Annotated in this window: 12 protein-coding genes; 11 read left to right on the top strand and 1 reads right to left on the bottom strand. The window is 53.1% G+C overall.

What is annotated here, in order from left to right; genetic code table 11:
* Together AAIG39_RS13300 and AAIG39_RS13295 are read left to right on the top strand one after the other, a co-directional pair.
* The coding region (locus AAIG39_RS13300) for an LUD domain-containing protein (protein ID WP_343194085.1) at positions 1-131 on the top strand (131 nt) is incomplete at its 5' end.
* A 123-nt stretch (positions 132-254) separates the two neighbouring features.
* On the top strand, positions 255-653 hold the full coding sequence (locus tag AAIG39_RS13295; protein ID WP_343194076.1) for a helix-turn-helix domain-containing protein: 399 nt from the start codon (positions 255-257) through the stop codon (positions 651-653).
* A gap of 62 nt (positions 654-715) precedes the next feature.
* Here AAIG39_RS13295 and AAIG39_RS13290 read toward each other — a convergent pair whose 3' ends face one another.
* Entirely contained in the window at positions 716-2,218 is a 1,503-nt protein-coding gene (locus AAIG39_RS13290; protein ID WP_343194075.1) for a sensor domain-containing diguanylate cyclase, read from the bottom strand.
* A gap of 584 nt (positions 2,219-2,802) precedes the next feature.
* On the opposite strand from AAIG39_RS13290, the gene AAIG39_RS13285 reads away from it, so the two are divergent.
* The 9 genes from AAIG39_RS13285 to AAIG39_RS13245 all read left to right on the top strand — a co-directional run bounded on the left by AAIG39_RS13285 (position 2,803) and on the right by AAIG39_RS13245 (position 10,803).
* A complete protein-coding gene (locus AAIG39_RS13285; RefSeq protein WP_343194074.1) occupies positions 2,803-4,053 on the top strand; it encodes an MFS transporter in 1,251 nt (416 codons plus the stop codon).
* A 137-nt stretch (positions 4,054-4,190) separates the two neighbouring features.
* The gene (locus AAIG39_RS13280; RefSeq protein WP_090084810.1) at positions 4,191-4,625 is read left to right on the top strand and encodes a RidA family protein; all 435 of its coding nucleotides are present in this window, start codon (positions 4,191-4,193) and stop codon (positions 4,623-4,625) included.
* A 4-nt stretch (positions 4,626-4,629) separates the two neighbouring features.
* Positions 4,630-5,304, top strand: coding sequence for a DUF1028 domain-containing protein (locus AAIG39_RS13275; protein WP_343194073.1), 675 nt, complete (start codon positions 4,630-4,632; stop codon positions 5,302-5,304).
* Positions 5,305-5,319: 15 nt separating this feature from the next.
* Complete coding sequence (argE, locus tag AAIG39_RS13270; protein WP_343194072.1) at positions 5,320-6,486, top strand: acetylornithine deacetylase; 1,167 nt, start codon at positions 5,320-5,322, stop codon at positions 6,484-6,486.
* 168 nt (positions 6,487-6,654) lie between these two features.
* The gene (locus AAIG39_RS13265) at positions 6,655-7,812 is read left to right on the top strand and encodes an ABC transporter ATP-binding protein (RefSeq protein WP_249568946.1); all 1,158 of its coding nucleotides are present in this window, start codon (positions 6,655-6,657) and stop codon (positions 7,810-7,812) included.
* Positions 7,809-8,804: an NAD(P)H-quinone oxidoreductase gene (locus AAIG39_RS13260; RefSeq protein ID WP_343194071.1), complete on the top strand. Its 996-nt coding sequence runs from the start codon at positions 7,809-7,811 to the stop codon at positions 8,802-8,804. Before AAIG39_RS13265 ends, AAIG39_RS13260 begins: the two co-directional genes overlap by 4 nt.
* A complete protein-coding gene (locus AAIG39_RS13255) occupies positions 8,801-9,415 on the top strand; it encodes a glutathione S-transferase (protein ID WP_343194070.1) in 615 nt (204 codons plus the stop codon). The genes AAIG39_RS13260 and AAIG39_RS13255 overlap by 4 nt, the downstream gene beginning before the upstream one ends.
* Positions 9,416-9,427: 12 nt before the next feature.
* Positions 9,428-9,877, top strand: a complete 450-nt coding sequence (locus tag AAIG39_RS13250; protein WP_343194069.1) for a type II 3-dehydroquinate dehydratase — start codon at positions 9,428-9,430, stop codon at positions 9,875-9,877.
* Positions 9,874-10,803, top strand: a complete 930-nt coding sequence (locus AAIG39_RS13245; protein ID WP_249568950.1) for a 2-hydroxyacid dehydrogenase — start codon at positions 9,874-9,876, stop codon at positions 10,801-10,803. The genes AAIG39_RS13250 and AAIG39_RS13245 overlap by 4 nt, the downstream gene beginning before the upstream one ends.
* The last annotated feature ends 7 nt before the right edge of the window (positions 10,804-10,810 follow it).

Below are 10,810 nucleotides of genomic sequence, written 5' to 3'. Positions count from 1 at the left end.
CAGGAGAAAGGCTGCCCTCATGTATCAATCTCATCGCCGGGCCAAGCTCGACGGCAGATATTGAACTTATTAAGGTCGTTGGGGTTCATGGGCCATTGAACGCAGTCTATTTGATTATTGAAGACTGTTGATGCAGTAAACAGGGACGCGGTGATTGGGTCTCAGCGAGCCGGGTTAAACCATAATGATTTCAGTCGGGGGAAGCTGTTATATGACGACGGTTCCCCTGACGCTGCCAGTAAAAAGGTATTGAAATGACAAAGGAAAGCGCATTATGTCTGATGAGATTAACGATAAAGGATATTCTCGACTGGATAGAATGCAATATTGCAACGCCTCTGCCACTGAGAGTCCTTGCACAAAAATCCGGTTATTCGGTCTGGCATTTCCAGCGGGGATTTAAAAAAGTAACCGGCATGTCGCTAGGTGTATATATAAGATACCGGAAAATGGTTATCGCCCGCGATTTACTTCATGATACCAGTCGTTCAATCACGGATATTGCAATGCACCTTGGTTACCGGGAGCAGTCAACATTCTGCCGTGCGTTTCGGGAACATTATCATCGCACACCAGGACAGTATCGTCTGTGGGCGAAGGAAAAGCGTTATAACAAGCCTGAGGTCAATCGCATCCTGTCCACGAATCGTTAAGTTGTTTACGCAACGGGTGTTCGCCATAGCATTGCACAAACACCCGCCTCAGTAAGAAACCATCAAATGGTGTTAACCTGATTGCGGCCGGAATATTTTGCACGATAAAGTGCCGTATCGGCACTTTCAATAAGCGAGGTCCCGTCATCATCAATGTCTGTCGCAGCGGCACTGGAAACACCTGTACTGACACTTACTACCCCAAAAGGGCTGGCCTCATGGATTAATTTTTCGCTGATGATATTATGAGTAATGGATTCAGCAATGTTCTTTGCTAATTCTGGCTCTGCTTCTGGCAAGATAACGACAAACTCTTCTCCGCCGTATCGGGCTGCTACTGCATTAAGGTCTGTTAAACTCTCTTTAATTATCCCGGCCACTTTTCTTAAACATTCATCACCAGAAAGATGTCCATATTTATCATTATAATTTTTGAAAAAATCGATATCAATAAGCAGCAGCGATATCGATTTTTTATTTATCGCACAATCCTGAATTATTTTTGGAAAAGCATGATCAAATTCCCTGCGATTAGCCAGAGCTGTTAAACTATCAACAGAGGCCATCTCTTTTAATTGCGCGTTGGCAGACAGCAGTGACTCTTTGGCATTGGCGAGTTCTTTATTAAGCTGCATACGCCTGCTGATTTCTTTAAAAACATAACCTCCTGAAAAAAAGGCACATCCGATAAGGAATATAATCGTCGCACCCAAAATTTCAGCATGATGCCTCCATGAATTTAAGGCTTCATCTGTACTGACAGCAACCGTCGTGACTAACCCATAGCGTTTATTTTTCTGAAAGGCGAAAATGCGTTCAATATGGTCAACGCGAGAAATAACAGTTGCCGTTCCTGAGTCACTTTTTTTGAGATAAGAGGTAAACAGGAGCGAATCAGAAAAAATCTTACCTGTAAACTTTTCATTAATTGGAAAGCGAATCATGAGTATTCCTGAATCGCTAATCAGCGAGATAGATCCATTCTTCCCGATATCTAATTTACCATATGTTTCGAGAAAGTTTTCAATGTTCAGCGTTAAAACAACCACACCTCTGAACATCCTGTTCTCATCTTCCAGTCTTTTGCTGATTGTGATCACCCATTTCCCCGTAGTACGACTAATAACCGGAGGGCCAATATAAATATCTTTCGATAAATTATTACGGTGATAGATAAAGAAAGATCTGTCTGCGCCATTTCTCCCCCATCTGGGAATATTGCGCATGGCAAGAATTTCATTGCCTTTATCATCATAGATGACGATATTATTGAGTTGTTCAATAAAAGTTGTTTGATCCGACAGGAGTGTTCTGATGCGCTCAATCTCTGGTTGTTTTATACCATATATTTCCGTCATACTGGATATGGTTTTTATTATCATCTCACCCTGACGAATAACGCCTTCCGAATAAGTATCAAGAGTGCGGCTTAAGTTTATGACATTTATATTAAGCTCATTGATAGTCTGAGTGCGTGCTGAAAAAATCTGGAAGGTCAATAACACAGAAACAATGAGGAAAGCAACAGTTATAATCAGTGATAAATAAAATTTCTTTTTCTTCATGTTGCTTACCCATACATGCAACTAAAAAAACACCAGCGCATTCAGAAATCTGTCCAGTCACTTACGCGCATAGTATGTCACCAGAAAAGGCAAAACAAAACAGGAACGTGTATCTTAACAATATCGGCGATAGTGAAACTGACATCTGCTCGCGCCCTGTTAAGGGCCACACACTTCGGAGGATTCACCACGTTTTCAGAAAATCATTGAGTTCATCGAATCTGTTTGTTGCGCAACAGACCATGCGCACGCCGTAATTAGTCAATCAGGGATAATATGCCTGCGATAAGCGAACTGACAAGATTAAGTTACCGCGCAGAAATCCAGTAGCACATCTGTTTATATTTAAATTGATATAGTCACCCTATTTAAAAAGTAAATAAATCATAATAAAAAGCTGTTTTGCCATCCTCAATCTTAACCATGGTGATAACTGCACAAACGAGCCAGCGCGCGCGACGACAAAATAAGAAACCACCATGACAAAGCAGAATTCTGTATGTTCTGGCTAAATAAATTTGCAAGGTTATATTCACCAGAGAAAATTAATGTGAAGATACCCTTTTACTCCCTGGAGCGCAGGAATGAGTCTGACGTCCGGTTCACCCGATAACACACATCCGGCTGGCGTTGAAAAGAGGCAAAGCCGCAAAGTCCTGGGGGCAACCAGTCTTGCTCACCTTTTCCATGATGGTGCCACCGACCTGCACTATGTCCTTTTTGCTATCTGGCAGCAGCAGTTTGGGCTTTCCATGGCGCAGATAGGTTTACTTAAAATGTTGTTTTCCGGCGCGATGTCAGCCTTTCAGATCCCCGCAGGAGAATTAGGCCGAAAGTATGGTGAACGCCGGATATTAATGGCTGGCACCCTGCTTTTGACCGTCGCGCTACTGCTGTACGGAACCTCAACAACACTTATGCAACTCATGATACTGATTGTCATCGGGGGTCTGGGGGCCAGCGTTCAGCATCCGCTCTCCTCCAGTTTTATTACGCGCAATTATTCCGCCAGGCACGCCCGCATTGCCCTTAGCACCTACAATTTCTTTGGCGATGTTGGCAAAGGGATTATTCCCAGTGTGCTTTCAGCCTGCCTGCTCATTGTCTCCTGGGGAAGCGCCCTGCAGTGGATTGCCCTCTTTGGCTTCCTCGTCACCCTCGGCCTGTACCTGTTACTGCCTGTTGATAGTAAAGCCGCGCAGGTGAAGCCGCTGACTGCCCAAGAAGCGCACCGCAGTTCGTCTCAGCAACCGGAGATAAAACTCCCTGAGCCGCTGCGCCAGAGGGCTTTCACCGCCTTATGTGTGATAGGGAGTATTGATAATGCAACGCGCACGGGCACGCTCACTTTCCTTCCTTTTTTGATGGCCGCACGTGGCGCTTCGGCGACGCAAATTGGCTTTGCCTTGACATTAATTTTTATTGGCGGGGCATTCGGTAAACTGGTCTGCGGCATACTGTCGACCCGGCTCGGCGTGATCAAAACCGTCGCGGCCAGTGAGATAATCACCTCCGCTATTGTGCTGGGGATGGCATTTGCCCCACTGCATGTCACCTGGTTACTGTTGATTCCTTTAGGCGTGGCGCTCAACGGAACGTCCTCAATTCTGTATGGTAGCGTTGCCGAGTTATCCCGCCCGCAACAGCAAACCCGCGCCTTTGCGATTTTTTATACCGCATCACTCGGTTGTGGTGCCTTAATGCCCCTGATCTACGGTATGGCAGGTGATGTGATGGGGGTGCAGCAGACCTTAATTCTTGTCGCACTGCTGGTGCTTTGCATCCTGCCTTTGCTTATCCCTGTCAGAAGCGCAGCAACGTATAGCGAGCAGTAATGCGATCCCTGACGCCAGCCGCCCCAGGCATGGATGGGTGTTCGCATTTTCTAAACTAAAGCCTCGGATTATGCTGTTTTGTTTGTTTTGCCTGAGAAGGTATACCTTGCGGGGAACCCATTTACTGGCAGGCAACGATGAGCACACATACCCGCATTCGCAAATTCAATACCAAAGACACCTACCCGAATCAGTCACTGGACAACGATCTTTGCCAGGCAGTTCGTGCCGGCAATACCGTGTACGTTCGTGGCCAGATTGGGACCGATTTTGACGGTAACCTGGTCGGGCTTGGCGACCCGGCAGCACAAGCTGAACAAGCGATGAAGAATGTAAAACAGCTTCTGGAAGAGGCTGGCAGCGATCTGTCACACATCGTGAAAACAACCACCTATATCATCGATCCCCGCTATCGCGAGCCGGTTTATCAGGTCGTCGGCAAATGGCTAAAGGGGGTGTTTCCCATCTCAACCGGACTGGTCATTTCCGCACTGGGTCAACCGCAGTGGTTGATGGAAATTGATGTTATCGCGGTGATTCCGGACGACTGGCATTCACCAACGGGAGACTAATACCATGACATTATCGATTATTGGTCGCTGCGCACAAACCGGCCAGATAGGCATTGCCATCAGCTCGTCGAGTATTGCGGTGGGGGCGCGCTGCCCGTGGCTGCGCAGCAAGATCGGCGCGGTATCGACCCAAAACATAACCTTACCGGCGCTGGGGCCGCGTATTCTTGAAAGGTTGCAACAGGGCGATAGTGCCGAAACCGCGCTAAAGACCGGGCTGGCCACGGATGACTATTTTATCTACCGACAGGTCACTGTAATGACGGCAGGTGGGGAAAGCGCCTTCTACAGTGGCGAAAAAACGCTCGGCGTTAACAACGCCCTGAGCGGCGAGAACTGTGTGGCGGCGGGTAATCTGCTCGCGGATCCGAATGTCATTGTCGCGATGATAAACGCGTTCGAACAGCAAACCGGGCATCTTGCCGACAGGCTCATTGCCGCAATGCAGGCGGGTGTTGGTGCAGGCGGAGAAGCAGGTCCGCTACATTCGTCCGCGCTGTCAATTGTCGATTCTCACATCTGGCCGATAGTAGATTTGCGCGTCGACTGGACTGATGCCGATCCGGTGGATGAACTCAGTAAACTTTGGCACGCCTGGCAACCCCAGATGCAGGACTATTTAACGCGCGCGCTCGATCCCCGTAGCGCACCTGGTTACGGCGTGCCCGGCGACGAGTAAGCGCAAGGAGATCTGATGATGACCAGCCGCGAAATGCTCGAAAAACTGGTGGCGTTTGACACCACCAGCCGCGAATCTAATCTGGCGCTAATTGACTTTATCGGCGGCTACTTAACCGGGCTCGGCGTTAACTACGAACTGATTCACAACGCCGAGCGCAGCAAAGCCAATCTTTATGCGCGGCTTGGCCCGTCGGGAAAGGGGGGCGTTATGCTCTCTGGTCATAGCGATGTGGTCCCCGTTGACGGGCAGAACTGGAGCGTTCCCCCTTTTACCCTGACTGAGCGTGAAGGCAAGCTGTATGGTCGGGGCACGGCAGACATGAAAGGCTTTATTGCCTGTATCCTCGCAGCGCTCCCCCACTTTCTTGCACAGCCACTGGCGCAACCGCTGCATCTGGCGATTTCTTATGATGAGGAGGTTGGATGCCTCGGCGTGCGTACGCTGCTCGATGTGCTCTCCCGCCGGGCGGAAAAGCCCGCTATCTGCCTGATTGGCGAACCCACTGAACTGCAACCGGTTCTTGGTCACAAAGGCAAACTCGGCATGCGCTGTGAAGTTCAGGGCGCCGCCTGTCATTCGGCTTATGCGCCGCAGGGTGTCAATGCCATTGAGTATGCTGCAAAGCTCATCCACCGCCTTACGCTCACAGGCCAGCGGCTGGCCGCGCCGGAACATCATGATGCGCGTTTTGATCCGCCCTTTACCACGGTACAAACGGGTCTGATTCAGGGCGGCCGGGCGCTGAATATCGTGCCAGCCGAGTGTACATTTGACTTTGAAGTGCGTACGTTGCCGCAGGATGATGCCCGGGAGATAACCCGGGACCTGGAAAGTTACGCACAGCGCGAGCTTCTGCCCGATATGCACGCCGTCAGTCGCGATGCGGCGATCCGCTTTTACCCCATCAGCAGTTATCCCGGCCTGTACACCTGCGCGCAAAGCGCCGCAGCACGGCTGATTGCTCATCTCACCGGCTCCGAAAAGTTCAGCACCGTCGCATTTGGTACGGAAGGCGGGTTATTTCATCAGACAGGCATCCCCAGCGTGATATGCGGTCCTGGCAGTATGGCGCAGGGCCATAAAGCGGATGAGTTCATTACTGTCGAACAGTTGAACGCCTGCGACGCCCTGCTGCGCCGTCTTGCGACGTGGATGTGTCAAAACAGGTCAGATCTCTGACATTCCTTTTAATACAGGGCGCGCGCCGGCCCGCCCTTCGTTCGTCCACATTGCTATCTCTCTGCTTTAACTTTTCCAAACGCCAGCTTCGGGAAGCACTAACCGCGTGAACTGCGTTTAAGCCGTATGCTGGGTTCTGGCATTTGATAGCCCTTTTCCGGAGATTCCATGGTCAGTGCAGAAGTCACCCAATTTCCGCAGCCCGCAACGCTGCAACCTGACGTGAACCACACTCGCGTTGCCGTACGACTCGATGGCGTACTCAAACGCTTTGGCGACGCCATCGCCTTACACAAAATTTCCCTGATGATTGAAGAAGGTGAATTTATTACCCTGCTCGGCCCGTCAGGCTGCGGCAAAACCACGTTGCTGAATCTGATGGCGGGTTTCGCCGAAGCGGATGGCGGCGAAATCTTTATTGATGGCGAGCTGGTGACAGATACCCCACCCTGGCAGCGTGAAATCGGCATTGTGTTTCAGAACTACGCGCTCTTCCCGCACATGACGGTCGAGAAAAATGTGGGGTACGGTCTGCGCATGCGCGGTGTTCCCAAAGCCGAAATCGCTGAGCGCGTTGAACAGGCACTGGCGCTGGTGAAGCTTGCCGGTTACGGCCATCGCAAACCCCGTGAGCTTTCGGGTGGTCAGCAGCAGCGTGTGGCGCTGGCGCGTGCGCTGGTCATTCGCCCCAAAGTCCTGCTGCTTGATGAACCTTTCTCCGCGCTGGATAAAAATCTGCGCCTGTCGATGCAGGTTGAGTTGAAAGCGATTCAGCGCAAGCTTGGCGTCACCACTGTCTTCGTGACGCACGATCAGGGTGAGGCGTTGAGCATGAGCGATCGCGTGGTGGTGATGTCTGCGGGGCATGTTCGCCAGACAGGCACGCCGGATGAGATTTATCGGCGTCCGCAGGATCCCTTTGTCGCCGGGTTTGTAGGTGATGTGAACATTCTGCCGGGTCGCTACGTCGGCCGCGATGGCGTAGCGATGCTGGAGCTTGGCGGTAATGTGCTTCGCCTGCCAGCAGAACGTGTCCATGCCACGATTGGCGAGCGTCTTGATCTCTTTGTGCGCCCGGAAAATATTCAACTGGCAGCCCTGGGCCCGCATTCGCTGCTCAGCGCCACGGTGATTGCCCATGTCTTTCAGGGCGATCATGTTGATGTGCATCTCGATGTGCCCGCACTGGGTAACGCCACGTTATTTGCGCGCCAGTCCGGGCTTAATGCGCTGACACGCTGGCCCGTCGGTAGCCTGGTGGGCGTGAATGTCGATGATGAAGGTGTATGCGCGTTTAGCGCGGCAAGCCAGGATAAACGCGGATGATGCCTGAAATGATGAACGCCATAATTGCGGGCCGGCCAGGGGGGCCAGAGGTACTGGAACAGGTGCAGCGTCCACTCCCCCTGCCGGGAGCGGGTGAAGTACTTATCCGCGTTGCCAGTGCGGGCGTTAATCGCCCCGACATCCTGCAACGCAACGGCATGCCTTTGCCGCCGGGTGTCACCGATGTGCTGGGGCTTGAGGTCTCAGGCACCGTTATAGCGCTGGGTCAAGGCGTTGAATTCCCCGCGCCAGGTTCGCCGGTCATGGCACTGCTCAATGGCGGGGGGTATGCAGATTACTGTGTGGCGCGAGCCGAACTCTGTTTATCTGTTCCGGAAAATCTGCCTCTTAGCCTGGCGGCAGGCGTGCCGGAAGCGGCCTTTACCGTGTGGCATAACCTGTTTGAACTGGGGCGTTTGCAGCCCGGCGAAACCGTACTGATCCACGGAGCAGCCAGCGGCGTAGGCACATTTGCTATTCAGTGCGCACAGGCGTGCGGGGCGCGCGTGATCGCCACCGCTGGCGGCGCTGAAAAAATTGCGGCGCTGCAACAACTCGGGGTATGGCGTGCCATCAACCGCCACGACGAAGATTTCGTCGAGGTCATTCTGACTGCAACCGGGGGGCATGGTGTGGATGTGGTACTGGATAACGTGGGTGGCGATTACGTGGCGCGTAATCTGAGCGTGCTGGCACCACGCGGACGCCACATCAGCCTCTCGTTTATGCAGGGCGCAAAGATTGAACTGGATCTGCAAATGGTGATGCGTAAAGAACTGATCCTGACCTCTTCCACCCTGCGCCCTAAAAGCCTCGCCGAGAAAATGCGCCTGGCGCAGTGCATCAGTAAACATCTGCTGCCGCTGATAGCCGCGGGTAAAATCACGCCACTCCTTTATCAAACCCTGCCCCTGGCACAGGCCGCCCGGGCCCATCGCATTCTGGAAGCCAATGCCAATATCGGCAAAGTGCTGCTGCAGGTGGCGTCATGATGCAACTCTTTTTTGCCAGCACGTCCGCCTATGTTCGCAAAGTGATGGTGTGCGCAACCGTACTGGGTCTCGCTGATGAGATAGAAAAGCTGGACTCTGCCGCGCATCCTGTCGTGCGCGACGAGCGTATTGCCCGGTTTAATCCCCTGGCAAAAGTCCCGGCGCTACGTACCGAAGAGGGGCTCTGCCTCTATGATAGCCGGGTCATTTGTGAATACCTCAATGCGCGCGCACAGGGCCATTTATACCCGGTGAACGCAGAGACGCGCTGGCGAAGTCTGACACGACAGGCACTGGGTGACGGCATTATTGATGCCGCATTACTGGCGCGCTACGAGTTCACTGCCCGCCCCGCCGGGAAACAGTGGCAAGGCTGGGCTGACGCGCAACTGAAAAAAGTCGCCGCCGCACTGTCGCAGATTGAAAGCCAGGTCAGCCATTTTAGCGACCAACCCGACGATATCGGGCTTATTGCCATCGGCTGCGCGCTCGGTTATCTCGACTTTCGCTTTGCCGAACTCAACTGGCGCGCCAGCCACCCGCTTACCGCCGCATGGTTCGCCCTCTTCAATGCGCATCCGGCGATGACCGCTACCCATCCGCACGTTTAATCAGGAGTGTGCATGTCACAGCAGATCTACTTTCTTAATGGGCCGAACGCCAACTTATATGGCCTGGATAAAAACGGCACGTATGGCAGCGAAAGCTTTGCCAGTCTTGGCGAACGCTGCCAGCGCCGCGCCGCGACACACGGCGTGGTTTTGCATTTTCGCCAGAGCAATCACGAGGGCGTGCTGGTTGATTGGATCCAGGAGGCACGTCAGCACGCCGCAGGGTTAATTATCAACGCCGCGGGGTTGACCTACAGTTCCGTCCCCATACTGGATGCATTGCTGATGTTTGACGGCCCTGTCATTGAAACGCATATGAGCAACATCTGGAAACGCGAGCCGTTTCGCCATCACTCGCTGGTATCAAAAGCGGCAACCGGTGTGATTGCCGGACTCGGTGCGCTGGGTTATGAGCTGGCAATTGATGCGGTAGTCAAGTTAATGGAGAGACACAGCGCATGAGCACCCTGGTGTTTTACAGCGAATTCGATAGTTTCGAAGAGTGGTCGGCCTTACTTGCGCCACATTTACCCGGCGTGACAATTTGCCGCGCCGAAACAGTGCAAAACCCCGACGAAGTGCACTATGCGTTGGCATGGAAACCGCCACATGGATTCTTTGCGCCGTATCGCAATCTTAAGCTGCTGGTTAATCTCGGCGCGGGTGTCGATTCACTGGTGGGGCGCGACGATCTGCCGGCTATTCCGATTGTTCGTCTGTCCGACCCGGATATGTCGCGTATGATGGCAGGCTACGTGCTTTTTGCCGTTTTGCGCTACGCGCGCGATATTCCGGCATTCGAGCGCGCGCAGCGTGAGCAGCGCTGGCATTACCTGCATCCACGTACGCCTTCCGGCATCCGCGTCGGGGTGCTGGGACTGGGGGAGTTGGGTGCGTATACGGCACAGGAGCTGGCGCGTCAGGGGTTCGACGTGCGCGGCTGGTCGCGTACACCCAAAACGATCGACAACATTCGCTGCAGCAGCGGACTGGGATCGCTCAACGATTTTCTTAGCCAGAGCGACATTCTGGTGGTCATGCTGCCTCTCACTTTGCACACGGCAGGTCTGCTCAGCGCTGAACGACTGGCCTGCCTCCCCAGCGGGGCGGCGTTTATCAATGTTTCGCGCGGTGCGATTGTCGATCAGGCGGCACTGACAAAAGCCTTGCGCTCAGGGCAGATTGCGCAGGCCACGCTGGATGTGTTTGACCGTGAGCCGCTGCCGCCAGACGATCCGTTATGGGGCATGGACAATGTCCTTATCACACCGCATCTGGCGTCCGTCGCCATTCCGGCCAGCGCCGCACAACAGGTCGCAGAAAACATTCAGCGTGCTGCACGCGGCGAGCCGGTTAGCGGACAGGTATTCCCGGCGCGTGGCTACTAAGTTGTCG

The organism is Phytobacter palmae (assembly GCF_039409775.1).
Lineage (GTDB): Bacteria > Pseudomonadota > Gammaproteobacteria > Enterobacterales > Enterobacteriaceae > Phytobacter > Phytobacter palmae.
The sequence above is the reverse complement of the archived record's forward strand: the minus strand, read 5'-3'. Positions and strand labels throughout refer to the sequence as shown.

Excerpts from the sequence above, each read along its gene's own strand:
- AAIG39_RS13295 (WP_343194076.1), top strand. The coding sequence starts at position 255 with ATGACAAAGGAAAGCGCATTATGTCTGATGAGATTAACGATAAAGGAT.
- AAIG39_RS13290 (WP_343194075.1), bottom strand. The coding sequence starts at position 2,218 with ATGAAGAAAAAGAAATTTTATTTATCACTGATTATAACTGTTGCTTTC.
- AAIG39_RS13285 (WP_343194074.1), top strand. The coding sequence starts at position 2,803 with ATGAGTCTGACGTCCGGTTCACCCGATAACACACATCCGGCTGGCGTT.
- AAIG39_RS13280 (WP_090084810.1), top strand. The coding sequence starts at position 4,191 with ATGAGCACACATACCCGCATTCGCAAATTCAATACCAAAGACACCTAC.
- AAIG39_RS13275 (WP_343194073.1), top strand. The coding sequence starts at position 4,630 with ATGACATTATCGATTATTGGTCGCTGCGCACAAACCGGCCAGATAGGC.
- argE (WP_343194072.1), top strand. The coding sequence starts at position 5,320 with ATGATGACCAGCCGCGAAATGCTCGAAAAACTGGTGGCGTTTGACACC.
- AAIG39_RS13265 (WP_249568946.1), top strand. The coding sequence starts at position 6,655 with ATGGTCAGTGCAGAAGTCACCCAATTTCCGCAGCCCGCAACGCTGCAA.
- AAIG39_RS13260 (WP_343194071.1), top strand. The coding sequence starts at position 7,809 with ATGATGCCTGAAATGATGAACGCCATAATTGCGGGCCGGCCAGGGGGG.
- AAIG39_RS13255 (WP_343194070.1), top strand. The coding sequence starts at position 8,801 with ATGATGCAACTCTTTTTTGCCAGCACGTCCGCCTATGTTCGCAAAGTG.
- AAIG39_RS13250 (WP_343194069.1), top strand. The coding sequence starts at position 9,428 with ATGTCACAGCAGATCTACTTTCTTAATGGGCCGAACGCCAACTTATAT.
- AAIG39_RS13245 (WP_249568950.1), top strand. The coding sequence starts at position 9,874 with ATGAGCACCCTGGTGTTTTACAGCGAATTCGATAGTTTCGAAGAGTGG.